General features: G+C 71.7%; 26 protein-coding genes. 18 read left to right on the top strand and 8 right to left on the bottom strand.

Annotated features, from left to right (window positions below; translation table 11 throughout):
* Positions 1 to 23: 23 nt before the first annotated feature.
* From ACZ69I_RS02170 to ACZ69I_RS02160, 3 genes are read left to right on the top strand one after another with little or no spacing between them, the layout of a single operon-like run.
* Positions 24 to 1040: an aldo/keto reductase gene (locus tag ACZ69I_RS02170; protein WP_470830103.1), complete on the top strand. Its 1017-nt coding sequence runs from the start codon at positions 24 to 26 to the stop codon at positions 1038 to 1040.
* Positions 1041 to 1065: 25 nt separating this feature from the next.
* Positions 1066 to 1674 carry a TetR/AcrR family transcriptional regulator gene (locus ACZ69I_RS02165; protein ID WP_467668969.1) on the top strand — a complete coding sequence of 203 codons (609 nt, stop codon included), beginning with the start codon at positions 1066 to 1068 and terminating at the stop codon, positions 1672 to 1674.
* A 9-nt stretch (positions 1675 to 1683) separates the two neighbouring features.
* The gene (locus ACZ69I_RS02160; protein ID WP_467668971.1) at positions 1684 to 2031 is read left to right on the top strand and encodes a hypothetical protein; all 348 of its coding nucleotides are present in this window, start codon (positions 1684 to 1686) and stop codon (positions 2029 to 2031) included.
* A 26-nt stretch (positions 2032 to 2057) separates the two neighbouring features.
* Here ACZ69I_RS02160 and ACZ69I_RS02155 read toward each other — a convergent pair whose 3' ends face one another.
* The gene (locus ACZ69I_RS02155; protein WP_470830101.1) at positions 2058 to 2270 is read right to left on the bottom strand and encodes a hypothetical protein; all 213 of its coding nucleotides are present in this window, start codon (positions 2268 to 2270) and stop codon (positions 2058 to 2060) included.
* An 85-nt stretch (positions 2271 to 2355) separates the two neighbouring features.
* On the bottom strand, positions 2356 to 3738 hold the full coding sequence (locus ACZ69I_RS02150) for a glycine--tRNA ligase (RefSeq protein ID WP_467668974.1): 1383 nt from the start codon (positions 3736 to 3738) through the stop codon (positions 2356 to 2358).
* Between the two features lie 188 nt (positions 3739 to 3926).
* Here ACZ69I_RS02150 and ACZ69I_RS02145 point away from each other — a divergent pair, with 188 nt between their 5' ends.
* From ACZ69I_RS02145 to ACZ69I_RS02130, 4 genes are all read left to right on the top strand, one after another.
* A complete protein-coding gene (locus ACZ69I_RS02145; RefSeq protein WP_470830099.1) occupies positions 3927 to 4883 on the top strand; it encodes a metal ABC transporter substrate-binding protein in 957 nt (318 codons plus the stop codon).
* Positions 4884 to 4915: 32 nt separating this feature from the next.
* Complete coding sequence (locus ACZ69I_RS02140) at positions 4916 to 5698, top strand: metal ABC transporter ATP-binding protein (RefSeq protein WP_470830098.1); 783 nt, start codon at positions 4916 to 4918, stop codon at positions 5696 to 5698.
* A gap of 13 nt (positions 5699 to 5711) precedes the next feature.
* Positions 5712 to 6602 carry a metal ABC transporter permease gene (locus ACZ69I_RS02135; protein ID WP_467668980.1) on the top strand — a complete coding sequence of 297 codons (891 nt, stop codon included), beginning with the start codon at positions 5712 to 5714 and terminating at the stop codon, positions 6600 to 6602.
* Between the two features lie 71 nt (positions 6603 to 6673).
* Entirely contained in the window at positions 6674 to 7075 is a 402-nt protein-coding gene (locus tag ACZ69I_RS02130; protein WP_467668983.1) for a Fur family transcriptional regulator, read from the top strand.
* A gap of 80 nt (positions 7076 to 7155) precedes the next feature.
* Here the strand turns inward: ACZ69I_RS02130 and ACZ69I_RS02125 are convergent, their stop codons facing one another.
* The 4 genes from ACZ69I_RS02125 to ACZ69I_RS02110 form a co-directional block, all read right to left on the bottom strand.
* Entirely contained in the window at positions 7156 to 7977 is an 822-nt protein-coding gene (locus ACZ69I_RS02125; RefSeq protein ID WP_467668985.1) for an isoprenyl transferase, read from the bottom strand.
* Positions 7978 to 8020: 43 nt separating this feature from the next.
* Positions 8021 to 8773, bottom strand: a complete 753-nt coding sequence (recO, locus tag ACZ69I_RS02120) for a DNA repair protein RecO (RefSeq protein ID WP_467668986.1) — start codon at positions 8771 to 8773, stop codon at positions 8021 to 8023.
* 161 nt (positions 8774 to 8934) lie between these two features.
* Positions 8935 to 9156 carry a hypothetical protein gene (locus ACZ69I_RS02115; RefSeq protein WP_389714529.1) on the bottom strand — a complete coding sequence of 74 codons (222 nt, stop codon included), beginning with the start codon at positions 9154 to 9156 and terminating at the stop codon, positions 8935 to 8937.
* Positions 9153 to 9377, bottom strand: coding sequence for a hypothetical protein (locus tag ACZ69I_RS02110; protein WP_467668989.1), 225 nt, complete (start codon positions 9375 to 9377; stop codon positions 9153 to 9155). The genes ACZ69I_RS02115 and ACZ69I_RS02110 overlap by 4 nt, the downstream gene beginning before the upstream one ends.
* 115 nt (positions 9378 to 9492) lie before the next feature.
* On the opposite strand from ACZ69I_RS02110, the gene ACZ69I_RS02105 reads away from it, so the two are divergent.
* The 5 genes from ACZ69I_RS02105 to ACZ69I_RS02085 all read left to right on the top strand — a co-directional run bounded on the left by ACZ69I_RS02105 (position 9493) and on the right by ACZ69I_RS02085 (position 13492).
* The gene (locus ACZ69I_RS02105; protein ID WP_467668991.1) at positions 9493 to 10326 is read left to right on the top strand and encodes a helix-turn-helix domain-containing protein; all 834 of its coding nucleotides are present in this window, start codon (positions 9493 to 9495) and stop codon (positions 10324 to 10326) included.
* Positions 10308 to 10535, top strand: coding sequence for a DUF397 domain-containing protein (locus ACZ69I_RS02100; protein ID WP_470830096.1), 228 nt, complete (start codon positions 10308 to 10310; stop codon positions 10533 to 10535). Before ACZ69I_RS02105 ends, ACZ69I_RS02100 begins: the two co-directional genes overlap by 19 nt.
* Positions 10536 to 10549: 14 nt before the next feature.
* On the top strand, positions 10550 to 11227 hold the full coding sequence (locus tag ACZ69I_RS02095) for an AIM24 family protein (RefSeq protein WP_467668995.1): 678 nt from the start codon (positions 10550 to 10552) through the stop codon (positions 11225 to 11227).
* A 139-nt stretch (positions 11228 to 11366) separates the two neighbouring features.
* The gene (locus ACZ69I_RS02090) at positions 11367 to 11900 is read left to right on the top strand and encodes a PH domain-containing protein (protein WP_470830094.1); all 534 of its coding nucleotides are present in this window, start codon (positions 11367 to 11369) and stop codon (positions 11898 to 11900) included.
* The gene (locus tag ACZ69I_RS02085) at positions 11897 to 13492 is read left to right on the top strand and encodes a PH domain-containing protein (protein WP_470830092.1); all 1596 of its coding nucleotides are present in this window, start codon (positions 11897 to 11899) and stop codon (positions 13490 to 13492) included. Before ACZ69I_RS02090 ends, ACZ69I_RS02085 begins: the two co-directional genes overlap by 4 nt.
* Before the next feature lie 134 nt (positions 13493 to 13626).
* On the opposite strand, the gene ACZ69I_RS02080 is transcribed toward ACZ69I_RS02085, so the two are convergent.
* Positions 13627 to 14910 (bottom strand): aspartate aminotransferase type Ic, encoded by a 1284-nt coding sequence (locus ACZ69I_RS02080; protein WP_470830091.1) that lies wholly within the window; start codon positions 14908 to 14910, stop codon positions 13627 to 13629.
* The gene (locus tag ACZ69I_RS02075) at positions 14861 to 16204 is read right to left on the bottom strand and encodes an MFS transporter (protein WP_470830089.1); all 1344 of its coding nucleotides are present in this window, start codon (positions 16202 to 16204) and stop codon (positions 14861 to 14863) included. Before ACZ69I_RS02075 ends, ACZ69I_RS02080 begins: the two co-directional genes overlap by 50 nt.
* 102 nt (positions 16205 to 16306) lie before the next feature.
* Between ACZ69I_RS02075 and ACZ69I_RS02070 the strand changes: the two genes are divergently transcribed.
* The 6 genes from ACZ69I_RS02070 to ACZ69I_RS02045 all read left to right on the top strand — a co-directional run bounded on the left by ACZ69I_RS02070 (position 16307) and on the right by ACZ69I_RS02045 (position 24084).
* Entirely contained in the window at positions 16307 to 17251 is a 945-nt protein-coding gene (locus tag ACZ69I_RS02070) for a LysR family transcriptional regulator (protein WP_467669006.1), read from the top strand.
* A gap of 223 nt (positions 17252 to 17474) precedes the next feature.
* Positions 17475 to 19118 (top strand): ABC transporter substrate-binding protein, encoded by a 1644-nt coding sequence (locus ACZ69I_RS02065; protein ID WP_470830087.1) that lies wholly within the window; start codon positions 17475 to 17477, stop codon positions 19116 to 19118.
* 28 nt (positions 19119 to 19146) lie between these two features.
* On the top strand, positions 19147 to 20106 hold the full coding sequence (locus ACZ69I_RS02060; protein ID WP_470830085.1) for an ABC transporter permease: 960 nt from the start codon (positions 19147 to 19149) through the stop codon (positions 20104 to 20106).
* Positions 20106 to 22121 (top strand): dipeptide/oligopeptide/nickel ABC transporter permease/ATP-binding protein, encoded by a 2016-nt coding sequence (locus ACZ69I_RS02055; RefSeq protein WP_470830084.1) that lies wholly within the window; start codon positions 20106 to 20108, stop codon positions 22119 to 22121. Before ACZ69I_RS02060 ends, ACZ69I_RS02055 begins: the two co-directional genes overlap by 1 nt.
* Positions 22118 to 23170: an oligopeptide/dipeptide ABC transporter ATP-binding protein gene (locus ACZ69I_RS02050; RefSeq protein WP_470830083.1), complete on the top strand. Its 1053-nt coding sequence runs from the start codon at positions 22118 to 22120 to the stop codon at positions 23168 to 23170. Before ACZ69I_RS02055 ends, ACZ69I_RS02050 begins: the two co-directional genes overlap by 4 nt.
* Positions 23149 to 24084: a dihydrodipicolinate synthase family protein gene (locus ACZ69I_RS02045; RefSeq protein WP_470830081.1), complete on the top strand. Its 936-nt coding sequence runs from the start codon at positions 23149 to 23151 to the stop codon at positions 24082 to 24084. The genes ACZ69I_RS02050 and ACZ69I_RS02045 overlap by 22 nt, the downstream gene beginning before the upstream one ends.
* Positions 24085 to 24095: the final 11 nt, after the last annotated feature.

The following is a 24095-nucleotide window of genomic DNA, read 5'->3' as shown; positions in this document are numbered from 1 at the left end:
ATCTGTCATGTCATGGTGGACGCATGCGTACTCTCACTCTCGGAACCACCGGCCCCCGCACCTCCGCCCTCGGCCTCGGCTGCATGGGCATGTCCGCGCTCTACGGAGAGGCGGACCGCGCCGAGTCCATCGCGACGATCCACGCGGCCCTCGAAGCGGGCGTCACCCTCCTGGACACCGGCGACTTCTACGCCATGGGCCACAACGAACTGCTGATCGGCGAGGCCCTGCGCACCGCCCCTGCCGCCCGCCGCGAACAGGCGCTGACCAGCGTCAAGTTCGGCGCCCTTCGCGACCCGGACGGCGGCTGGTCGGGGTACGACGGCCGCCCGGCCGCGGTCAGGAACTTCGCCGCGTACTCGCTGCAGCGCCTCGGCGTCGACCACATCGACGTCTACCGCATCGCCCGCCTCGACCCCCACGTCCCGGTCGAGGAGACCGTCGGCGCCATCGCCGAGCTGGTCGAGAAGGGGTACGTCCGGCACATCGGCCTCTCCGAGGTCGGCGCCGACGCGCTCCGCCGCGCGGCGGCCACGGCCCCCGTCTCCGACCTGCAGATCGAGTACTCCCTGATCTCGCGCGGCATCGAGGCGGAGATCCTGCCGACGGCCGCCGAGCTCGGCATCGGCGTCACGGCGTACGGCGTGCTCTCGCGCGGTCTGATCTCCGGCCACTTCACCCGCGACCGGCAGCTCGCCGCCACCGACTTCCGCTCGATGAGCCCCCGCTTCCAGGGCGAGAACCTCCACCGCAACCTGGACCTGGTCGACGCCCTGCGCGAGATCGCGGACCGGAAGGGCGTCAGTGTCGCGCAGACCGCCATCGCCTGGGTGCTCGCGCAGGGCCCCCGCCACGACGCGGCCATCGTGCCGCTGGTCGGCGCGCGCCGCCGGGACCGGCTCGACGAGGCACTCGGCGCCCTCGACGTGACGCTCGACGACGCGGACCTGGCGGCGATCGAGGCGGCCGTGCCCGCGGACGCGGCGGCCGGCGCGCGCTACCCGGAAGCGCAGATGGCACACCTCGACAGCGAGCACTGAGCCGCCCACGGGTACGGTCTATGCCATGGCAACCGCGGCTCCCCTGACCCCCGAGCGCATTCTCGAAGCGACCGAGGAGGTGCTGCGCCGGCACGGCGCCGCCAAGGCCACGGTGGTCGACGTGGCCCGCGCCCTCGGGGTGAGCCACGGCACGGTGTACCGCCACTTCCGTACGAAGTCGGAGCTGCGCGGTGCGGTGACGCGGCGCTGGCTGGACCGTACGTCGCGGGCGCTTTCGGCGGTCGTCACCGGCTCCGAGCCCCCCGAGGCGAAGCTCCGCCAGTGGCTCGCGGGCCTCTTCGAGGCCAAGCAGCACAAGGCGGGGGACGACCCCGAACTGTTCGCCACGTACTCGGTGCTCGTCGACGAGAACAGCGACGTGGTGGACGACCACATCGCCGACCTGACGGGACAGTTGACGGCCATCGTCCAACAGGGCGTGGACAGCGGCGACTTCGCGTCCGATGACCCCGCCGTCACGGCGCGGGCGGTCTTCGACGCCACGTCCCGCTTCCACGACCCGGCGTACGCCGCCCACTGGTCGCGCCCCGGCATCGAGGACGCGTTCGCCGCGGTGCTCGACCTGACGCTGCGGGGCCTGCGCGCCCGAGGCCCGCGTCACGGCGCTGGGTAGGGTGATCCCATGCCGCTCGTCGAGATCACCTACGCCCCCCACATCCCCGAAGCGACGCTCCGCGAACTCGGTGCGGTCCTCCCCCACTTGGTGTCCCTGGCGGTGGAGTGCCCCGAGGAGCCGTACGACGGCGATCTCCAGCCGGGCGACGTGGAGTTGCGGTTCAAGGAGCTCGGGCCGTGGGACCGCAGCGGCCTGGACTTCGTGATCGAGGTGCGGTCGAAGTGGTTCGAGAGCCGGGCCGGCAACCGGCAGGAGCGGGTGGACCACCTGCACGACGGGATCCGCGCGGCCACCGGGTGCGACGACTTCGGCGTCTATCTGTCCCTGCCGGTGGCCGCGTGGTCCCAGGGCTAGCCGACCGGCTGCGGTCGGCGCGGCCCCTACGACGCCGGGGCCGCCGGATCCACCGTCGCCTGGTGCTCCCCGGCCAGGTGCTCCTCCGCCTTGAGCCACGGCAGGAACTGCGCCTTCCTGCGCCAGCCGCAGGTGTCACAGCTCAACTCCCGCTGCACACCCGCCTTCTGGACCTGGACGACGTGCTCGCGTCCGTGCTGGTCCCATCGTCTGACCCTGCTCGTGGTCCGTGGAGGCATGCGCCTCAGTGTGCACAGAAGCCCCCGGTTCCATAACCCGGAACCGGGGGCTTCCCGCGGCGTTCACGCCGGAAACGTACGAGCGTCAGCAGCCCACGAGGCGCGTGGCGAGGTAGCCCTCGATCTGGTCGAGGGAGACGCGCTCCTGCTTCATCGTGTCGCGCTCGCGCACCGTCACGGCGTTGTCGTCGAGGGTGTCGAAGTCGACGGTCACGCAGTACGGCGTGCCGATCTCGTCCTGGCGGCGGTAGCGGCGGCCGATGGCGCCCGCGTCGTCGAAGTCGATGTTCCAGTTCTGCCGCAGGGCGGCGGCCAGGCCCTTCGCCTTCGGCGACAGCTCCGGGTTGCGGGAGAGCGGCAGGACCGCGACCTTCACCGGGGCGATGCGGTGGTCGAAGCGCATGACCGTGCGCTTCTCCATCTTGCCCTTGGCGTTGGGCGCCTCGTCCTCGAAGTAGGAGTCGAGGAGGAAGGCGAGCATGGTGCGGCCGAGACCGGCCGCGGGCTCGATGACGTACGGGGTGTAGCGCTCGCCGGCCTCCTGGTCGAAGTACGACAGGTCCTGGCCGGACGCCTTGGAGTGCGCCGTCAGGTCGTAGTCCGTGCGGTTGGCGACGCCTTCCAGCTCGCCCCACTCGCTGCCGCCGAAGCGGAAGCGGTACTCGATGTCAGCGGTGCGCTTGGAGTAGTGGGAGAGCTTCTCCTTCGGGTGCTCGTACCACCGCATGTTCTCCTCGCGCAGGCCCAGGCCGGTGTACCAGTTCCAGCGCTGCTCCATCCAGTATTCCTGCCACTGCTCGTCCTCGCCCGGCTTGACGAAGAACTCCATCTCCATCTGCTCGAACTCGCGGGTGCGGAAGATGAAGTTGCCGGGCGTGATCTCGTTGCGGAAGGACTTGCCCGTCTGCGCGATGCCGAACGGCGGCTTGCGGCGCGAGGTCTGCTGGACCTGGGCGAAGTTGGTGAAGATGCCCTGCGCGGTCTCGGGGCGCAGGTAGGCGACGGAGCCGGTGTCCTGGGTCGGGCCGAGGTGCGTGGCGAGCATGCCGGAGAACTGCTTGGGCTCGGTGAACTGGCCCTTGGTACCGCAGTTGGGGCAGTTGATGTCCGCAAGGCCGTTGGCCGGCGGGCGGTTGTGCTTGGCCTCGTAGGCCTCTTCCAGGTGGTCGGCGCGGTGGCGCTTGTGACAGGAGAGGCATTCGGTGAGCGGGTCGGAGAAGGTCGCGACGTGGCCGGAGGCCTGCCAGACCTCGCTGGCCAGGATCACCGACGAGTCGATGCCGACGACGTCCTCGCGCGAGGTGACCATGTAGCGCCACCACTGGCGCTTGAGGTTCTCCTTCAGCTCGACGCCCAGCGGTCCGTAGTCCCAGGCGGCGCGCTGTCCGCCGTAGATCTCACTGCAGGGAAAAACGAAGCCACGGCGCTTGCTCAGGCTGACGATGGTGTCGATCTTGTCGGCGGCCACGGTGCTCTCTTCATTACGACGGCGGACGAAGCATGGTTAGGCGCTTCGGGAGCGAATGCTTCAGGTTACCGGCGGCCTTACCCCCCTAATCAAATCGGTTCCTCACGAGCTGCCCCGAGGGTGCCCGCCGAGCTCCCCGCAGGAGGCCTTGTTGACAATCGTTTCCACTTTTGTTGAAAATGAGTGTCATGAACGTACGACGCCTCATACCCACCGCCGCCCTTGCCTCCGCCACGGTCCTCGGCCTCACCGCGCTGACGGCCTGCTCCACCTCCTCCGCGGCCGACAAGGACGGCAAGCTGGACGTCGTGGCGTCGTTCTACCCCATGCAGTACCTGGCGGAGCAGATCGGCGGCGGCCACGTCTCCGTCACCAGCCTCACCCAGCCCGGCCAGGAGCCGCACGACCTCGACGTCTCCGCCAAGCAGCGCGGCGCTCTCGAGGACTCCGACGTCGCCCTCTACCTCAAGGGCCTGCAGCCCGCCGTGGACGACGCGATCGACCAGTCCGGCATCAAGACCAAGGTCGACGCCGCCTCCCTCACGAGCACGGAGAAGCACGGCAACGAGGTCGGCGGGCACGCCGAGGAGCACGACGGGCACGACCACGACCACTCCCACGAGGGCGCCGACCCGCACATCTGGCTCGACCCCGTGAAATACGCGGAGGTCGCCGAGGGCGTCGGCAAGGCCCTGGAGAAGGCCGACCCGGACAACGCGGCGACGTACGAGAAGAACACCGCGAAGCTCGTGAAGAAGCTCGGTGGCCTGGACACGTCCTTCAAGAACGGCCTGAAGGACACCGACTCCAAGGTCTTCATCACCACGCACGCCGCGTTCGGCTACCTCGCCGAGCGCTACGGCCTGACCGAGGAGGCCATCAGCGGCCTCGACCCCGAGGGCGAGCCCAGCGCCAAGCGCGTCAGGGAGCTCCAGAAGATGGCGAAGGCCGACGGGGTCACCACGGTGTTCTACGAGACGCTCGTCAGCGACGAGACGGCGCGGACCCTCGCCAAGGACACCGGCCTGAAGACCGACGTGCTCGACCCGATCGAGGGCATCACCGACGACTCCAAGGGCACCGACTACATCCAGGTCATGGAGTCCAACCTCAAGGCCCTGCAGAAGGCCCTGGGCGCCAAGTGACCGACTCCCCCGCGGCTACGGAGGCACGCGCCATGAGCAAGCAGCCCCACACCGGCGAAGCCGTCATATCCCTGCGCGACGTGACGGCCGAGCTCGGCTCGCGCCCCGTCCTTCGCGGCATCGACCTCACCGTGCGCCGCGGTGAGGTCGTCGCCCTCCTCGGCGCCAACGGCTCGGGCAAGTCCACCGCCGTGCGCACCGTCATAGGGCAGGTCCCCGTCAGCGGCGGCGACGTCGAGATCTTCGGCACCCCGCGCCGCCGCTTCCGCGACTGGGCCCGCGTCGGGTACGTCCCGCAGCGCACCACCGCCGCGGGCGGCGTGCCCGCCACCATCAGCGAGGTCGTCGCCTCCGGGCGGCTCTCCCGCGCCCGCTTCGGCGTGCTGCGCAAGGCCGACCGCGCGGCCGTCGCCCGCGCCATCGACCTCGTCGGCCTCGCCGACCGCGCCAAGGACTCCGTCAACGCCCTCTCCGGCGGCCAGCACCAGCGGGTCCTCATCGCCCGCGCGCTGGCCTCCGAACCGGAACTCCTGATCATGGACGAGCCGATGGCGGGCGTCGACCTGGCCAGCCAGGAGGTCCTCGCGGCCACCCTGCGCCAACAGGTCGCCCAGGGCGCCTCCGTCCTGCTCGTCCTGCACGAACTCGGCCCCCTGGAACCGCTGATCGACCGCGCCGTGGTGCTGCGCGACGGCTGCGTCCTGCACGACGGGCCGCCCCCGCACGCCGTCGGCCAGCACGCCCTGCCCGGCCACGACCACGTCCACCCGCACACCGCCGACGCGGAGCCGGTCCGTACCGGCCTGCTCACCTGAGGACGCGAGAGCCATGGAAATCCTCGACTACGCCTTCATGCAGCGGGCCCTGCTCGCCGCCGTCCTGGTCGGCATCACCGCGCCCGCCGTCGGCATCTACCTCGTCCAGCGCCGCCAGGCCCTGATGGGCGACGGCATCGGCCACGTCGCGATGACCGGCGTCGGCCTCGGCTTCCTGCTCTCGACGTCGCCCGTGTGGATGGCGACGGCGGTCGCCGTGGTCGGCGCCGTCGTCATGGAGCTGATCCGCTGGTACGGCAAGACGCGCGGCGACATCGCGCTCGCGATGCTGTTCTACGGCGGCATGGCGGGCGGCGTCATGTTCATCAACCTCGCCCCCGGCGGCTCGAACGCGAACCTCCAGTCGTACCTCTTCGGCTCGCTCTCGACGGTCTCCGAGGAGGACGTCACGGCGATCTGCCTGCTCGCCGCCTTCGTGGTCGTGGTCACGGTCGGGCTGCGCCGCCAGCTCTTCGCGGTCAGCCAGGACGAGGAGTTCGCGCGCGTCACCGGCCTGCCGGTGCGGGCCCTGAACCTGCTCACCGCCGTCACCGCGGCGATCACCGTCACCGTCGCCATGCGGGTCGTGGGCCTGCTCCTGGTCTCCGCGCTGATGGTGGTGCCGGTCGCGGCCGCCCAGCAGCTCACCCGGAGCTTCGCGGTGACCTTCGTGGTCGCGGTGGCGATCGGCGTCGCGGTGACGCTCGGCGGCACCGTCACGTCGTACTACCAGGACGTCCCGCCGGGCGCGACGATCGTACTGCTCACCATCGGCGTCTTCATCGTCCTGACGGTCCTCGCGACGCCGCTGGCCAGGCGCAGAGCGCGGGCCGTGGCCGCCGCGGAGGCGGCCGGCGACCCCGCGGAGTGCTCGGTACCGGCCCAGCCGATGGCCAAGACCTGACCTGCGTCCTGCCCGACCTGGCACAATGGCCCGGCAGGCCCCAGACCAGAGCGCGACGCGAGGAGGCAACCGTGGGAGCCCCGGTTCGAGGCAGGTCGACCCGCCAGCGTGCGGCGGTGGCCGCGGCGCTCGACGACGTGGACGAGTTCCGCAGTGCGCAGGAGCTGCACGACATGCTCAAGCACAAGGGCGACTCGGTCGGTCTGACCACGGTCTACCGCACCCTCCAGTCCCTCGCCGACGCCGGTGAGGTCGACGCCCTGCGCACCAACGAGGGCGAGACGGTCTACCGCCGCTGCTCGACCGGCGATCACCACCACCACCTGGTCTGCCGCGTCTGCGGCAAGGCGGTCGAGGTGGAGGGGCCCGCGGTCGAGAAGTGGGCCGAGACGATCGCCACCGAGCACGGCTTCGTGAACGTGGCGCACACGGTGGAGATCTTCGGCACGTGTGCCGCCTGCGCGGCGGCCTGAGCGGCGCCCTCGCGGGCCTGCCCGCCCCACCCGCCCGCCCTTCTCGGTGTGGGGGTACCCCGTACCCCCACACCCCCTGATCAACTGTTCGCGATCTGCTCCTCGTTGGGGATCGCGCCGCCGAAGCGCCGGTCGCGCCCGGCGTATTCGAGACAGGCCCGCCACAGGTCGCGCCGGTCGAAGTCCGGCCACAGGACGTCCTGGAAGACCATCTCGGCGTAGGCGCTCTGCCAGATCAGGTAGTTGGACGTGCGCTGCTCGCCGCTCGGGCGCAGGAAGAGGTCGACGTCCGGCATGTCCGGGTAGTACAGGTACTTCGCGAAGGTCTTCTCGTTGACCTTGGCCGGGTTGAGCCGGCCCGCCTTCACGTCCTCGGCGAGGGCCTGCGCCGCGTCCGCGATCTCGGCGCGGCCGCCGTAGTTCATGCAGAAGTTCAGGGTGAGCCTGTCGTTGTCCTTGGTCTGCTCCTGGGAGATCTCCAGCTCCCTGGCGACCGACTTCCACAGCTTGGGCATCCGGCCCACCCAGCGCACCCGCACCCCGAGATCGTCCAGCTGGTCGCGGGTCTTGCGGATGAAGTCGCGGTTGAAGTTCATCAGGAACTTCACCTCCTCCGGAGAACGCTTCCAGTTCTCCGTGGAGAAGGCGTACAGCGAGATCGCGCCCACGCCCATCTCGATGCTCCCCTGCAGCACGTCGAGGACGCGCTCCGCACCGACCTTGTGGCCCTCGGTGCGCGGCAGGCCGCGGTCCTTCGCCCAGCGTCCGTTGCCGTCCATGACGATCGCCACGTGCTGCGGGACGAGCTCACCGGGGATCTTCGGCGGCCGCGCGCCCGACGGGTGGGGCTCGGGAAGCGCGTACTCGCGGCGGGACCGTCCGAGGATTCCGCGTCGTGCCATGGGGGGCTCTCTCCTACCTAGCTGTTCACCGCACGCGACGAACTCACGTGCTCTTCTCTACGTACCTCAAGGAGCGCAGGCCGCGCTCCAGATGCCAGTGCAGATAGGCGGAAACAAGCCCGCTCCCCTCCCTGGCGTGCCGCGCCTCGCAGGCGTCCGCCGTCTCCCAGTCGCCGGTGAGCAGCGCGCCGAGCAGCGTGAGCGTCTCCGCCGACGGGACGACACTGCCGGGCACCCGGCAGTCGACGCAGACCGAGCCGCCCGCCGCGACCGAGAAGAACCGGTTCGGGCCGGGCATGCCGCACTTCGCGCAGTCGTTGAAGCTCGGCGCGTAGCCGTTCACGGCGAGGGAGCGCAGCAGGAACGCGTCGAGCACGAGGTGGGGCTCGTGCTCCCCGCGGGCCAGGACGCGCAGCGCGCCGACGAGCAGCAGATACTGCTGCACCGCCGGCTCGCCCTCGTGGTCGGTGAACCGCTCGGCGGTCTCCAGCATGGCCGTCCCGGCCGTGTACCGCGCGTAGTCCGTGACGATCCCGCCACCGTACGGAGCGATCGTCTCACTCTGCGTGCAGAGCGGCAGCCCCCGCCCGATCAGCTCGCTCCCCCGCGCGAAGAACTGCACGTCGACGTGGGAGAAGGGCTCCAGCCGCGCCCCGAACTTGGACTTGGTCCGCCGCACCCCGCGCGCCACGGCCCGTACCCGCCCGTGACTGCGCGTGAGCAACGTGATGATCCGGTCCGCCTCACCCAGCTTCTGGGTGCGCAGCACGATGCCGTCGTCGCGGAACAGACTCATGGGGCCATTCTCGCGTATGCCTGGCGGGCAGCGGGCCCAGGTGCCCATGGAGGCCCCGGTTCGCCGCGTATGCCCTGTACCTCCTCCGCCGGGGCGGTAGCGTACGAAGACCCGTCCCGCCCGCCCCGGAGGGCTGCAACATCACCTGGTACGGCTGAACGTCAAGGCACCTCTCCCCGGCTCCTGGCGTTCGCGTACGCCGTCGCCGCGCGCAGCCGCTCCGCGGTGGTCGCCGTGCGGACGGCCTCCGGGGCGCAGTCCCATTCCCGGCCCCCGCCGTAGGGGCGCAGCTGGACGTACGGCCCCTCGTGCCCCATGACCCGGCCGACCTGGCCGCTGCGGGTGTCGACCACGTACGCCCCGACGGGCAGGTCGAGGTTCATCCCGCCCTCCTCAGGGCGGCGGCGAGCCGGGCCGCGACGTCGGCGGAACACCCGCCCAATTCGATGCGCGGACAGGGCGTCTCCCTGGCGAGCGTCGCCGGATCGATCCCCAACGACGGCAACGTAATTCCCGCCTGACCGAGTGCGTCGCGCAATTCCTTCACGGTTTCCTCCGCATGTTCGATACATGCCGCTGCGTGATGCTTTCCATCCGCCTTCACGTGGCTCCCCTTCGCCTCCGGATTTCACTCTTCCCGCACATACGGTGACGCACTGCACCTACACTCGGCAGGACTCTGTCCTCTACAACTGCGGGGCAGTGGAAGGCGGTTGGCCATGGCCAATGGTTCACGGCAGGCGGCGTGGGAGTTCTTCGGAGCGGAGCTGAAACGACGCCGGGAGGACGCGGGCCTGAGCCAGTCCGTGCTGGGTACGAGGGTCTTCGTCTCCGGTGGATACATCGGCCAGTTCGAACAGGCAATTCGTAAACCGCAGTTGGATGTGGCGGAACGGATCGATGAGGCCCTACAAACCGACGGCTTTTTCGAGCGGATGTGCCGGAAGCTGATCAAAGAGACCCGCTATGCGGAGTACTTCGCGCACGTGGCGGAGCTTGAAGGGCTGGCCACGGAAATCTGCGACTTCGCCCCGGCGGTGGTCCCGGGGCTGTTGCAGACGCCGGATTACGCCCGCGCGGTGTTCCTGGCCAGCCACCCGTTCGCCACCGACGAATACGTCGAGGAGCGGGTCAGGGCCCGCATGGACCGCGCATCCATCCTCCGGGACGCTACACGGCCCGTGTATTGGGTGATCCTCCACGAAGCCACCCTGTGCACGCCGGTCGGCAGCGCCGAGGTGATGATCGACCAGCTGGACCACATCATCGCCATGGTCCACGAGCGCCGGGCCATGGTGCAGGTATTGCCGTTCTCGGCCGGTGCGTACCCCGGGATGGGCAAGATGCTGAAGCTCATGGAGTTCGATGACGCCCCGCCAACTGCCTATACAGAAGGCGTCCTTTCGGGAAATCTGCTGGACGAACCGGTCATGGTGAAGCAGATGCAGGCGGCATACGATCAGCTCAGGGCCACCGCAATGTCACCGGCGGCATCCCTGGACCTGATCAGATCCGCGGCGGAGGACTACAGACAATGCGCGAGTACGACCTGAGCACTGCCCACTGGCGCAAGAGCAGCTACAGCGGCGGCGACAGCGGCGAGTGCGTCGAGGTCGCCGACAACGTGCCCGGAATCGTTCCCGTGCGGGACAGCAAGATCGGGTCGCAGAGCCCCACCCTTCTGCTCGGCGCCCCCGCCTGGCACACCTTCGTCGCCGGGGTCCGGGAGCCACGGAACCGCTTCCCCCGCGCGAGGCCGTAGCCCAAGATGTGGGCATGAAGAGTGATCTGTTCTCCAGCGAGCACATGGCCCAGCCGGCCCACGCCCCCGGCATGACCCTGCAGAACGCCAAGTCCGTGAAGTACGCGGTGAACGGCGAGATGTTCGCCCGGCAGGGGGCGATGATCGCCTACCGGGGCAACCTGCAGTTCGAGCGCAAGGGGCAGGGCGTGGGCGGCATGCTCAAGCGCGCCATGACCGGGGAGGGGCTGCCGTTGATGGCCGTGCGCGGCCAGGGCGAGGCCTGGTTCGCGCACGAGGCGCAGAACTGCTTCATCGTCGACGTCGAGCCGGGCGACGTCCTCACGGTCAACGGCCGCAATGTCCTCTGTTTCGACGCGACCCTCTCGTACGAGATCAAGACCGTGAAGGGCGCGGGGGTCACCGGCGGCGGGCTGTTCAACAGCGTGTTCACGGGGGCGGGGCAGCTGGGGCTGATGTGTGAGGGCAGCCCGCTGGTGATCCCCGTCTCGCCACAGCAGCCCGTGTACGTCGACACGGACGCGGTGGTCGGCTGGACCGCCCACCTCAGCACGTCCCTGCACCGTTCGCAGTCCATCGGGTCGATGATCCGCGGCGGCTCGGGCGAGGCGGTCCAGCTGAAGCTGGAGGGCGAGGGGCACGTCATCGTGCGGCCGAGCGAGGCGACGCCGCAGAAGCCGCAGCAGCACTGAGCACCGGACGCGGCGCTGAGCACCGGACGCGGCACCGCGCACCGGACGCGGCACCGCGCACCGGACGCGGTCGACGCTCGGCCGAGTCCGACTACAGCCGGTGAGCAGGCATCTCGGGCAACCAAGTACCTTTCGTCTCATGCTTGTTGACCAAGGAGCCGGGAGAGCAGCGGCGGACGAGGGGACCGGCGTGCGGCTGCGGCCGCCGCGCCATCCCCTGGACCGCCGTGCCGTCGCCTGGTGGCGCACCCAGCTGCTGCTGACGGCCGCCGCCCCGGTCGCGCTCCTCGGCCTGCTCGGGGCGCTCATCGCGCCGGCCAGGTTCTGGCTGCTGCTGCCCGCCGCGGTGCTCGCGGCGGGCGGTCTGCTCGCCGGGGTGCTGCTGCCGCTGTGGTGGTACGAGGTGCACCGCTGGGAGGTCACCGACCACGCGGTGTACGTACGGACCGGCTTCTTCTGGACCGAGGGCCGGATCGCGCCGATGTCGCGGCTGCAGACCGTCGACACGACGCGCGGGCCCGTCCAGCGCGTCTTCGGGCTCTCCACCGTCACGGTCACCACGGCGTCCGCCAAGGGCGCCCTCAAGATCAAGGGCCTCGACCACGCGACCGCGGCCGAACTGGCCGAGCGGCTCGCCCTGGTCACCCAGGCGACACCGGGCGACGCGACGTGAGCGGGCTCGCGGAGGCCGCCGAGGAGCACGACTGGCGGCGGCTCGACCGGCGTTCGCTGCTCGTCACCGTTCAGATGACCGGCGGCGTGGTGACCGCCGTCGGCCTGCCGGTGACGCTCAGCTTCCAGGGCTGGGTGGCCATGGGGCCCGTGATCGCCTGGGCCGTGGGCCTGAGCCTGCTGCTGATCGCGAGCGGCGTGGGCATCGACGCGCTGCGGCTGCGGCACAGCCGCTACCGCATCGGGCCCGTCCGCGCCGAGCTGCGCAGCGGCATCCTCTTCGCCAAGCACCGCTCCCTCAGCAGGGAACGCATACGCTCCGTCGACCTCGTCGCCCATCCGCTGCTGCGCGTCCTCGGCCTGGTCGAGGTCCGCATCGGCACCGGTGAGCAGAGCGCGGGCCAGGAGGCCACGCTCGAACTCCGCGCCGTGCGCAGGGCGGAGGGCGAACGGCTGCGGCGCGAGCTGCTGCGCCGCACGGCCTCCGGCGACGTCTCCGCCGCCGAGGGCACGATCGCCGCGCTCGATCTCCGCTGGATCCGTTACGCCCCGCTGTCCTTCGTCACCTCGGCGCTCGCGGCCGCGGTGGGCGGGGCGGTGATGCAGGTCAGCGAGTGGTTCGGGGTGCAGGAAGAGGTCATCGAGCAGGTGGGTGACGCCTTTCGCGGGATGTCGGTCGCGGGCATGGTCCTCGCGCTGACCGCGGGGGCGCTCGCTGCCGGGTCGGTGGGGGCTCTGGGGCTGTGGGTGGAGATGTGGTGGGGCTACCGCCTCGAACGGGAGCCCGGCGGCACGCTGCGGGTGCGGCGCGGGCTCTTCACGACCCGTTCGGTCTCCCTGGAGGAGGCCAGGCTGCGCGGCGTCGACGTGGTGGAGCCGCTCGGCCTGCGGCTGTCCGGGGCGGCCCGCGTGGACGCGGTCGCCACGGGCCTCTCCCGCCGCGACGAGGAGGACCAGGCGGGCCCGAGCACCCTGCTGCCCGCCGCGCCGCGCGCGCTCGCCGGTGAGGTGGCGGCGCGCGTGCTGCGGGAGCCGGTGACGCCCACCGCCGCGCGGCTCACGCCGCATCCGCGGGCGGCACGGTCGCGGCGGATCCGCTGGGCGGTGTCGGCGGCGCTGACGCCCGCGCTCGTCCTGGCCCTGCTCGGCGCGCTCCTTGACGTGCCGGTGCTGATCTACTGGGGAGCCGGGACCGCAGCGCTCCTGACCCCCCTCGCGGTGGCGCTCGCGTACGACGCGTACCGCAGCCTGGGGCACGCGCTCGACGGCGACTACCTCGTGGTGCGCTCCGGCACGCTGCGTCGCTCGACGGTGGCCCTGCGCCGGGGCGGGGTGATCGGCTGGACCGTCAAGCAGTCCGTGCTGCAACGCCGGGCGGGCCTGGTGACCCTGAGCGCGACGACGTCAGCGGGCGCGCAGGCTTACGCGGCGTACGACGTAGCCGAACCGGAGGCCCTCACGTTCGCGGACCGCACGGTACCGGGCTTGCTCACCCCCTTCCTGGAACGCTCCGAGAGCCCCGGCAGGGGCGCGGGGAACTGCGCAACCACCCCAGGCAGCGGGCGCGAGAAAGTACGCGACCAGCCCCGATAGGGGGCGCGAGGAACTGCGCGACCAGCCACGCCCGACCCGCACGGGCCAAACACGGGGTCCACCCCAGGGACGCGAGGAACTGCGCGACCAGCCACGACCGACCCGCACAGGTCCCCGCCCACCTCCGGACGGACTCAGCGGGCGAGCTGGGCCTGCCGCTCGTACCCCGCGAGCCGAACACACACCGTCAGCCCCTCGATCGCCTGCTCCAGCTCCTCGAGCCCCGGGTAACTGGGCGCGATACGAATAACGCCGTCCCGAGGATCGTCACCGTACGGATGCGTCGCCCCGGCCGGCGTCAACACGATCCCCACCGCGGCAGCGAGACGCACGACCTCCTCGGCGCAGCCGTCCGGAACCCGGAGGGTCACGAAGTAACCGCCCTTGGGCGAGGTCCACGTGGCCAGACCCGTGCCGCCCAGCTCCGCGCCGAGGATCCGGGCGACCGTCTCGAACTTGGGCTGCAGCAGCGCACGCTGGCGCTCCATGTGCGCCCGCACACCCTCCGCGTCCTTCAGGAACATCACGTGCCGCAGCTGGTTGATCTTGTCGGGGCCGATCGACCGCTTCTGGTTGGCCGCGAGCAGCCACTTCACGTTGGCGGGCGAGGAGCCGAAGAACGCGACGCCCGCACCCGCCGCGGTGATCTTCGAGGTGGAGCCGAAGACGAACGCCCGGTCCTCGTGCCCGGCCGCGGCGCAGGCGGCGAGCAGGTCGGCGATCTCGGCGGGCTCGTCGGTGAGGTGGTGGACGGCGTACGCGTTGTCCCAGAAGATCCGGAAATCGGGCGCGGCGGTGGGCATCGCGGCGAGCCGCGCCACGGTCTCGTCGCTGTAGACGACGCCGTCCGGGTTGCTGTACTTCGGCACGCACCAGATGCCCTTGACCGCGGGGTCCTCCGCGGCGATCCGCTCCACCTCGGCCATGTCCGGGCCGTCGGCCGTCATCGGCACGGGGATCATGTCGATGCCGAAGCGCTGGCAGAGCGCGAAGTGCCGGTCGTAGCCGGGCACGGGGCACAGGAACGCGATCCGCTCCTGGTCCGCCCAGCGCGACGCGGCGCCGGGCACCACGCCGAGCAGGGCGTGCACGAGGCAGTCGTGCATGAGCTCCAGGCTGGAGTTGCCGAGCGCGAGGAGCTGCCCCACGGGCACCTGGAGCAGCTCCGCGAAGATCTCGCGGAGCTCGGGCAGCCCCTGGAGCCCGCCGTAGTTGCGCACGTCCGTCCCGTCGGCGGCCGTGTGCCGCCCACCGGGCAGGCTCAGCAGGTCCTCGCTGAGGTCGAGCTGTTCCGGCGCGGGCTTGCCCCGGGTCAGGTCGAGGGCGAGGCCGCGCCCCGCGAGTTCGTCGTACTCCTTCCGGGCCTGCTCAAGCAGCCCGGCCAGGGCCTGGGTGTCGGGGCTCAGCTCGGTGGTCATGGTGGTGCCTCTCGCAGGTGCCGCTTTCGGTGGATGGCGCCCGCCGACCATACAAAGCCGGCGAGGACCGGGGCGCGGGTGCCCGCTTCGCGAGACCGGTCAAGAGGGCGCAGGAGAGGACCGCGAGGGCGGCGGCCGCGGTGAACAGGACCGGCGGCGGCGCCACGCCGGACAGGAGCGACACGGCGTACGGGGCGAGCATGCCCACGTAGGCGGCCGTCCAGAAGTACGCGGTGAGCCGGGCCAGGCGGTGCGGCGGCGCCAGGGCGGTGACCTCCGTGAGGCCGTACGTCAGCACGAAGCCGTACCCCGCGCCGAGGACCGCGGCGGCGGCGAGGCCGAGCACGGGGCTGACCTCCCGCACCGCGAGAGCGGCCGCGCCGAACCCGACGGCGACGACGAGCAGCCCGACGACGGCGGTGGCGAGCCGGTGGCGCCGCGCCACCCGCCGCGCCGCCGGCTGCACGAGCAGCCCCGCCCCGGGCACGACGGCGGTGGCCACCCCGGCGTAGACGAGCCCGCCGTGCACGAGCCCGGGCAGCGTCGCGAAACCGATGCTCGGCGCGGCGAAGACCCAGGGAGCCACGGGCAGGATCGCGCGACGGAACCGGGGCCCGGTGCCGGTCGGGGCTCCGGTGCCGCCGTCGTGACCGCGGTCTCCGCCGTGCCGCCTCACCGTCTCCGGTGCGCTCAGCGCGGCGAGGCCCGCCCCCGCGGCCAGCAGCACGTGCGGTACGTACGCCGTGACCATCGGCGCCGCCGCCCAGCGGGCGATCAGCGCCGCCACGAGGCCGCCGAAGGCGAAGCCCGCCGAGACGTAGAGGCCCGCCCGGCGCGACGCCGCGGGGCCCGCGGCCGCGTGGGGAGGCGACGACAGCTCCTTGATCCACGCGCTGCCCGCCGCGAGGAGCGCCCCCGCGCTGATCCCCGTCAGGAACCTTCCGGCCCACAGCCACCCCGTGGCCTCCGCGCCCAGCATCAGCACCCCCGTGGACAGCAGGTTCAGCGCGAGTGCCGTCAGCGCGACCGGCCTGCGTCCGGCCCGGTCGGCGAGCGGGCCGCCGATGAGGAGGCCGGGGACGAGTCCCACGACGTACAGCGCGAAGAGCCCGGTGACGGCGGACTCGGAGAGGCCGAGTTCGGAGCGGTAGGCGCCGAGCAGCGCGGAGAACTGGTTGGCGCTCCAGCCGGAGGCGGTCATGATCCAGGCCGCCCGCACGCCGTGTCCGGGTCCGCGCGGGGCGGCGGGCGGGGCGGTTCCGGGGCGCCCCGGGGTCTGCGTGGTGATGCTCATGACGGCCAGTTGTAAGCGGGCCGCAAGCCCGCGCGCCGCCTGCGTTCATGATTCGTGAAGACCCCGCGCACCCCCGTGACCTCCGGGTCTACGCTGGGAGACATGTCTTCCGCGCCGCTCGATCTGCGACTTCTGTCGTCGTTCCTCGCGGTCGTGGAAGAGGGCCACTTCGGCCGGGCTGCGGCCCGGCTCTTCCTCTCGCCGCCCGCCGTCACCCAGCACGTGCGCCGCCTGGAGACGGACCTCGGCACCACTCTCGTCGACCGGAGCGCGAGCCCCGTCGTGCCCACCCCCGCGGGCGTGCGCCTGACCGGCCACGCGCGCCTCCTGCTGGCCGCGTCGAACGCGGCCCTCGACGACCTGGCCGAGGTGACCCACCCGCGCACCGGCGCGGCGGACCGGCCGCTGCGGGTGGGCATCATGGGCCACGGTTCGGCGGAGCTGACCCCGGCCGCGATCAACGCCTACCGCCGCGCGCGGCCCGACGTCCGGGTGGAGATCACCCAGCTGGACTTCACCGAACATGTGACGGCGCTGACGGAGGACCGGGTCGACGTCGCCTTCGTACGGCCGGGGCCCGACGACGAGCGGGTGTCGGCGGACGTCCTGACGACGGAGCGGCGCATCGTGGTCGTGCCCGACCGCTCCCCGCTGGCGGCGGCCCGGCTCACCGGCGCGACGGTCGCGGACATCGCGGGCCTGCCGTTCTTCCGCGTCCCCGGCCACACCCCGCGCTCCTTCACCGACTACCTCTACTTCGGCGACGAGGCCCGCCACCGCAGCACGGACTTCGCGGTGACGCCGCAGGAGGTGCTGACCGGCGTGGTCACCGGCCGGGCCGCGGGCTCGGGCCTCGAATCCTTCGCCCGCTACTACGCCTGGCCGGGCGCCACCTTCGTACCGGTCCTCGACGCCCCGTGGGAGAGCAGCTACCTCGCGGTGCGGGCGGACGAGGACAACCCGGAGGTACGCATCTTCCGGGCCCTCACGGTGGCCCTGGCACGCGATCCGGGTCCCGTCGTGCACGACGGCACGCCCCGCCCGTAGCCCGCGCCGGCCCCGCCGCCGTGGGCCGTCCCGCGGCGCCCGCGCCACCCCGTGCCCCGAAAAGCCTTCCCGCACACCCGAGTTGTCCCCCGCTCCCCCACCCGGCCCACCGCTCCGGCGAGCCCGTGCCGGGGACCTTGACCGGCCCTCCCGCCCCTCCTATCGTCGCCACGCCACCCATGACGTAGGACGTGGGACCTCTTAGGTAGGCAAGGGAGACACAGTGACCGATCTGCCCTCCGCGGCCCTGCACCGCGCCATCCCGCCGGACCGCCGCTCCTTCCTCAGATACTCCGGCGCCCTGGGCGCCGCCACCGTCGTCACGCCCGCGCTCTCCGCCTGCTCCTCGGGGCCCGAGTCCACCAACGAGACCGGGGGCGGCGGCCAGGGCGCCGGCTCCACGCTCACGGCCGTCATCGGGTACGGCAACGACGGCAGCTGGGATCCGACCCAGACCGCGTCGGCCTTCGCGATGGCGGGCAACGAGCACATCTACGAGGGGCTCCTCGGGGCCGATCCGATCACCCGGGAGCCGTACGCCGCGCTCGCCACCGAGATCCCCGCCGACCTGAAGGCGACGACGTGGAAGTTCACCCTGCGCCCGGGGGCCACCTGGCACGACGGCAAGCCCGTCACCGCCGACGACGTGGTCTTCGTCTTCGACCGGATCCTCGATCCGAAGACCCAGACCCTCGCCAAGGGCTTCTTCGCGAGCTGGCTCAAGGAGGTCAGGAAGACCGGCGCGACCTCCGTCGAGCTGGTCCTGAAGTTCCCCTTCCCCGACGGGGCCGCCCGCCTCTCCCTCGCCAAGATCATGCCGAAGCACGTGTTCGGGAAGCCCGGCGCCTGGGACGAGGCGACCAAGGGGAAGGCGGTGGGCTCGGGACCGTACAGGCAGGTCGCGCACCACCCGAAGTCGAACACGACCTTCGAGGCCTTCGACGGCTACAACGGCCCGCGCAAGGCGGCCTTCAAGAAGATGAACTGGCTGACCATCGTGGACGCCGCGCCGCGCGTCGCGAAGATCTCCGGAGGCAGTGCCGACGCGGAGATCGCCGACAACATCCCGTACGCCAACATCGAGCGGCTCAAGAGGGGCGGGATGAGCGTCGAGGGCGGCGCCGGGATGAACAACCTCTTCCTGCTCTTCAACACCGCGCACAAGCCGTTCGACGACGTCCGCGTCCGCCAGGCCCTGCACTACGCCATCGACCGCGACAAGATGATCGAGGCCGCCCTGCGCGGCCACGGCAAGGCGTCGACCTCCTTCCTCAACGAGGCCAACCCCTCCTACCGGCCCGCGAGGACCGTGTACGGATACGACCTGGCGAAGGCGCGCAAGCTCCTGAAGGAGGCCGGGGTCGGCAAGCTGAGCGTCAACCTCATGGCCGTCAACGTGAGTTGGATCGTCGACTGCCTGCCGACCGTCAAGGACGGCTGGGAGAAGCTCGGCGTCGAGGTCACCCTCGACCCGCAGGAGACCACCGCGGTCTTCACCAAACTGGACCAGAGGAAGGACTTCCAGATCGTCGCGGCCGCCTCCAACCCCAACCAGTTCGGGCTCGACGCCGACCTGATCATGCACTACAACTACGGCCCCGAGAACCTGTGGATGGGCTACGCGCGCTGGGCCGGCGACCCGGTCGCCAAGAAGCTCTTCAAGGACATGGACCAGGCCACCCGCGAGCCGGAGGCGGGCCGCAAGAAGGCCATGGTCCAGGAGTACCTCGACGTCATCGCCGAACAAGCCGTGCTCTACCCGGTGGTCCACAACGAACTCATGACCGCCTGGGACCCGAAGAAGATCACCGGAGTCAGGGCCCAGCCCTATCCGGGGATCAACCTGATGCAGGCCAAGTGGGCCTGACTCCCGGACAGTTCAGGAGTCCCGTGCCGTGACCGCAGTCCTCCGCATCCTGGCCCGCCGCGTCGCCCTGCTCGTTCCGCTGCTGCTCGGCATCGTCCTCTTCGTCTTCCTCGTGATGCGCTTCTCCGACGTCGACCCGGCGTCCGCGTTCTTCCAGGGCGCCAACCCCACGCCCGAGCAACTGCACCAGTTCCGTGCGGACAACGGGCTCCTCGATCCGCTGCCCGTGCGCTACATCGCCTTCGTGGGGGACCTCCTCCACGGCGACATGGGCATCAGCGTCCTCAACCGCTCCCCCGTCGTCGACCAGGTCACCACCGCCCTGCCGCTCACCGTGCAGCTCACCTTCCTGGGCCTGGGCATCGCCGTGGCGCTCTCCCTCACCCTCGGCGTCACCGCCGCCATCCACCGCGACCGGCTGCCGGACCAGCTGATCCGCGTCGTCTCCCTGACCGGGGTCGCGGCGCCCGGCTTCTGGCTGGCCCTGCTGATGATCCAGTACCTGGCGGTGGACCTCGGCTGGTTCCCGACCGGCGGCTACATCAACCCCGCCGACTCCTTCACCGGCTGGCTCAGGACCATGACGCTGCCCGCCCTCGCCCTCTCCCTGCCGGTGGCGGCGGGCCTCACCCGCATCATCCGCACGGCCGTGGTCGAGGAGCTCGACAAGGACTACGTGCGGACCGCGATCGGCTGCGGGCTGCCGCCGGTGGTGGTCGTGGGCCGCAACGTCCTGCGCAACGCCCTCATCAATCCGCTCACCGTGCTCGGGCTGCGCGTCGGCTACCTGCTGGGCGGCGCGGTGGTCATCGAGACGATCTTCTCGCTGCCCGGCATGGGCAAGCTGATGATCGACGCCGTGAAGAACGGCGACCCGGCCGTCGTGCAGGGCGTCGTCATCACGACCGCCGTCGGCTTCGTCGTCGTGAACCTCGTCATCGACGTCCTCCACCTCCTGGTCAACCCGCGCCTGAGGGGGTCCGTCTGATGCTCGCCCCCCGCGGATCGCTGACCGAGCGCCTCTCCGTACCCGGCATCCGGCTGCGCTCCCTGCGCAAGCTGCCCACGCTCTCCAAGATCGCGGTCGGCGTCGTCGGACTCGTCGTCCTGGTGGCGCTGTTCGCGCCGCTCCTCGCCCCGCACGACCCGCTCGACCAGCAGCCCCAGGCCGACGGCACGGGCCACCCCTCCGCCGGCCACTGGATGGGCCAGGACAGCCTGGGCCGCGACATCCTCAGCCGGCTGATGTACGGGGCGCGCTGGTCGCTGGCGATCGGGCTCGGCGCCACCCTGCTCGCCCTCGTCGTCGGCGCCGTGACCGGCGCGGTCGCGGCGACCTCCCGCAAGGCCGTCGACGAGACGCTGATGCGCTGCCTGGACGTCGTCATGGCCTTCCCCGGGATCGCCCTCGCCGCCGTGCTCGTCGCGGTCTTCGGCGGCGGCATCCTCGTGCTGATCTGCGCCATCGCCTTCCTGTTCACGCCGCCCATCGCCCGCGTCGTACGGGCCAACGTGCTCGACCAGTACGGCGAGGACTACGTGGTCGCCGAGCACGTCATCGGCGCCCGCACCCCGCACATCCTGATCCGGCACGTCGCCGTGAACTGCGCCGCGCCCATCCTCGTCTTCTGCACGGTGCAGGTCGCCGAGGCCATCGTCTTCGAGGCGTCGCTCTCCTTCATCGGCGCGGGCGTACGGCCGCCCGACCCGTCCTGGGGCAGCGTCATCGCCGACGGCAAGAACATGGTCCTGATCGGCGGCTGGTGGGCGACGGTCTTCCCCGGACTGCTCATGCTGCTCACCGTCCTCGCCCTGAACATCCTCTCCGAGGGCGTGTCGGACGCGTGGGCGGCGCCCTCCACCCGGGACACCACGGGGGCGGCCCGTGCGGAGGACCGCCTGGAGGCCCCCGAGCCCGGCAGCGGCCAGGTCCTCGAACTGCCCGGCCTCACGGAGGCCGCCCACCGGCTCCGCACCCGCGCCCGCCCCCTGCCCGCCGGCGACCCGGTCCTCCGCGTCGACCGCCTCACCCTCTCCTTCCCGCAGCGGCACGGGGGCGTGGACATCGTCGACGGGATCAGCTTCGACGTACGGCCGGGTGAAGTCCTCGGCCTGGTCGGCGAGTCGGGCTGCGGCAAGTCGCTGACCGCGCTGACGGTGATGGGTCTCGCGCCCCGGGGCGCCGAGGTCGGCGGCCGCGTCACCTTCGACGGGCAGGAACTCGTCGGCCTGCCGATGCGCGCCCGGCGCCGCCTGCTCGGCCACGACATGGCGATGATCTACCAGGACGCCCTGTCCTCCCTGAATCCCGCCATGACGGTCCGCTCCCAGCTGGGGCAGGTCGTCCGCAGAGGCGGCCGCCGCACGGCGGCCGAACTCCTCGAACTGGTCGGCCTCGACCCGGCACGCACCCTGCGCAGCTACCCGCACGAACTCTCCGGCGGCCAGCGCCAGCGCGTCCTGATCGCGATGGCCCTCTCCCGCGACCCGAAGCTGATCGTCGCCGACGAGCCGACCACCGCGCTCGACGTCACCGTGCAGGCACAGATCATCCAACTCCTCCTCGGGCTGCGCGAGGAGCTCGGCTTCGCGCTGATCCTCGTCTCGCACGACCTGGCGCTGGTCGCCGACGTCACCGACCGGGTTGTGGTGATGTACGGCGGCCAGATCGTCGAGACGGGCGTGACGGCGGACCTGGTGGAATCCCCCGCGCACCACTACACGCGGGGCCTGCTCGGCTCGGTCCTCTCCCTGGAATCGGCGGCCCAGCGCCTCACCCAGATCAAGGGCGTGGTGCCGTCCCCCGCGGACTTCCCCGCGGGCTGCAGATTCGCGGACCGCTGCCCGCTGGCGGACGGGACGTGCCGGGTGACGGCGCCGGAGCTCACGGGCGCCCCCGAGCACTCCGTCGCCTGCCACCACCCGGCGGTGCGCCCCGCGGGGGCGCCGTCAGGGGTGCGGGGAACCGCGCGCCCAGCCACGACGGAGAGTGAGCCGACATGACCACGCCCATCGTGCGGTTGGACGAGGTGCACGTGGTCCACAGGGCCCGCTCGGGCGGCCTCTTCTCCCGGGACCACGTGTACGCCCTCACCGACGCCACCCTTGAGGTCGCCCCCGGCGAAACCGTCGGCATCGTCGGCGAGTCCGGCTGCGGCAAGTCGACCCTGGCGAAGGTCCTCGTGGGCGCCCAGCGCCCCACCGGCGGCACCGTCTCGTTCCGCGCCCGCGACCTCTGGGAGATGAGGCCCGCCGAACGGCGGAGCTCCATCGGCACGCACACCGGCATGATCTTCCAGGACCCCTCGACCGCCCTGAACCGCAGGCTGCCGGTCAGCCGGATACTGCGGGATCCCCTGGACGTGCACCGCCGCGGCACCCCGGCGCAACGCGACGCGCGCGTAAGGGAGTTGATGGCCCTGGTCGGCCTGCCGAAGGCCCTGGCGGACGGGCTGCCGGGGCAGCTGTCCGGCGGGCAGCGCCAGCGCGTCGCCATCGCCCGCGCGCTCGCGCTGGAACCGGACCTGATCGTCGCCGACGAACCGACGAGCGCCCTCGACGTGTCGGTGCGCGCCCAGATCCTCAACCTCCTCCTCGACCTGAAGGAACGCCTGGGCCTGGCCCTGGTGTTCGTCTCCCACGACATCCAGACCGTGCGCAGGATGAGCGACCGCGTCGTGACGATGTACCTCGGCCGGATCGTCGAGGAGGCACCGGCCCGGGAGATCCTGGACCGCGCCCGTCACCCGTACACCCGCGCCCTGTTCTCCGCCACGCCCGGCCTGCTCGACCCCATCGACCCGATCCCGCTGGCGGGGCCCGTGCCGTCGGCGACCCGGCCGCCGAGCGGCTGCCCGTTCCGCACCCGCTGCTGGAAGGCGGACGAGGCGTGCGCCACCGCCATGCCCGAGGCCCGGCCGGCGGGCGCGGGTCACCTGTTCCGCTGCTTTCACCCCGTGGACGAGGGAGAGTCGACCCACGACCTCGTCACCCAGGCCGCCGCCACGGCCCCCACCCCCAGGGAGCAGCCATGCCCGTACCCGCCCCGCTGACCGGTGTCGTCCCGCCCGTCTGCACCCCGCTGACACCGGACCGCGAGGTGGACACACCCTCGCTCGTCAGGCTCGTCGACCATCTGGTCGCGGGCGGCGTCGACGGCCTGTTCGTGCTCGGCTCGACCTCCGAGGCCGCCTACCTGACGGACCGGCAGCGCGCGGTCGTCGTCGACACGGTCGTCCGGCACGTGGCCGGTCAACTGCCCGTCCTGGCCGGGGCGATCGATATGACCACGCCGCGCGTCCTCGACCACGTGCGCGCCCTCGCCGGCGCGGGCGTGGACGCGACGGTGGTCACCGCGCCCTTCTACACGCGGACCCATCCGGCCGAGATGGACCGCCACTTCCGGCTGGTCGCCCGGGACTGCCCGGTGCCGGTCCTCGCGTACGACATTCCGGCGTCGGTGCACAGCAAGCTGGGCGCGGAGCTGGTCCTGCGCCTGGCCGAGGAGGGCGTGCTCGCGGGGCTGAAGGACTCCAGCGGCGACGAGGGCGCCTTCCGCGAGGTCGTCCTCGGCAAGCGGTCGGCGCCGGGGCTCGCGGAGTTCAGCGTGCTCACGGGGTCCGAGGTGACGGCCGACTCGGCCCTCGCGATGGGCGCGGACGGCATCGTGCCCGGCCTGGGAAACGTGGACCCCGAGGGGTACGCGCGTCTCTACCGCGCCGGTGTGGCGGGGGACCGGGCGGGGGCGCGGGCCGAACAGGAGCGGCTGTGCGGCCTGTTCGGCATGGTCACGGCCGGGGACCCCGCCCGGATGGGCGGGAGCTCCTCGGCGCTCGGCGCGTTCAAGGCGGCGCTGCACCTGCGCGGGGTGATCGACTGCCCCGCCACGGCGGAGCCGCAGATCCCGCTGTCCCGCGCGGAGACGGAGCGGGTGGGCAGGCACCTGGCGGCGGCGGGCCTGCTCTGACCCGCACGCCG

This window comes from Streptomyces sp. NPDC036815, assembly GCF_055609205.1.
This window is presented reverse-complemented; position numbering and strand designations above follow the sequence as displayed.

Excerpts from the sequence above, each read along its gene's own strand:
- ACZ69I_RS02105 (WP_467668991.1), top strand. The coding sequence starts at position 9,493 with ATGGCCAATGGTTCACGGCAGGCGGCGTGGGAGTTCTTCGGAGCGGAG.
- ACZ69I_RS02100 (WP_470830096.1), top strand. The coding sequence starts at position 10,308 with ATGCGCGAGTACGACCTGAGCACTGCCCACTGGCGCAAGAGCAGCTAC.
- ACZ69I_RS02140 (WP_470830098.1), top strand. The coding sequence starts at position 4,916 with ATGAGCAAGCAGCCCCACACCGGCGAAGCCGTCATATCCCTGCGCGAC.
- ACZ69I_RS02055 (WP_470830084.1), top strand. The coding sequence starts at position 20,106 with ATGCTCGCCCCCCGCGGATCGCTGACCGAGCGCCTCTCCGTACCCGGC.
- ACZ69I_RS02125 (WP_467668985.1), bottom strand. The coding sequence starts at position 7,977 with ATGGCACGACGCGGAATCCTCGGACGGTCCCGCCGCGAGTACGCGCTT.
- ACZ69I_RS02135 (WP_467668980.1), top strand. The coding sequence starts at position 5,712 with ATGGAAATCCTCGACTACGCCTTCATGCAGCGGGCCCTGCTCGCCGCC.
- ACZ69I_RS02095 (WP_467668995.1), top strand. The coding sequence starts at position 10,550 with ATGAAGAGTGATCTGTTCTCCAGCGAGCACATGGCCCAGCCGGCCCAC.
- ACZ69I_RS02170 (WP_470830103.1), top strand. The coding sequence starts at position 24 with ATGCGTACTCTCACTCTCGGAACCACCGGCCCCCGCACCTCCGCCCTC.
- ACZ69I_RS02050 (WP_470830083.1), top strand. The coding sequence starts at position 22,118 with ATGACCACGCCCATCGTGCGGTTGGACGAGGTGCACGTGGTCCACAGG.
- ACZ69I_RS02115 (WP_389714529.1), bottom strand. The coding sequence starts at position 9,156 with ATGAACCTCGACCTGCCCGTCGGGGCGTACGTGGTCGACACCCGCAGC.
- ACZ69I_RS02075 (WP_470830089.1), bottom strand. The coding sequence starts at position 16,204 with ATGAGCATCACCACGCAGACCCCGGGGCGCCCCGGAACCGCCCCGCCC.
- ACZ69I_RS02045 (WP_470830081.1), top strand. The coding sequence starts at position 23,149 with ATGCCCGTACCCGCCCCGCTGACCGGTGTCGTCCCGCCCGTCTGCACC.
- ACZ69I_RS02070 (WP_467669006.1), top strand. The coding sequence starts at position 16,307 with ATGTCTTCCGCGCCGCTCGATCTGCGACTTCTGTCGTCGTTCCTCGCG.
- recO (WP_467668986.1), bottom strand. The coding sequence starts at position 8,773 with ATGAGTCTGTTCCGCGACGACGGCATCGTGCTGCGCACCCAGAAGCTG.
- ACZ69I_RS02145 (WP_470830099.1), top strand. The coding sequence starts at position 3,927 with ATGAACGTACGACGCCTCATACCCACCGCCGCCCTTGCCTCCGCCACG.
- ACZ69I_RS02080 (WP_470830091.1), bottom strand. The coding sequence starts at position 14,910 with ATGACCACCGAGCTGAGCCCCGACACCCAGGCCCTGGCCGGGCTGCTT.
- ACZ69I_RS02155 (WP_470830101.1), bottom strand. The coding sequence starts at position 2,270 with ATGCCTCCACGGACCACGAGCAGGGTCAGACGATGGGACCAGCACGGA.
- ACZ69I_RS02090 (WP_470830094.1), top strand. The coding sequence starts at position 11,367 with ATGCTTGTTGACCAAGGAGCCGGGAGAGCAGCGGCGGACGAGGGGACC.
- ACZ69I_RS02160 (WP_467668971.1), top strand. The coding sequence starts at position 1,684 with ATGCCGCTCGTCGAGATCACCTACGCCCCCCACATCCCCGAAGCGACG.
- ACZ69I_RS02165 (WP_467668969.1), top strand. The coding sequence starts at position 1,066 with ATGGCAACCGCGGCTCCCCTGACCCCCGAGCGCATTCTCGAAGCGACC.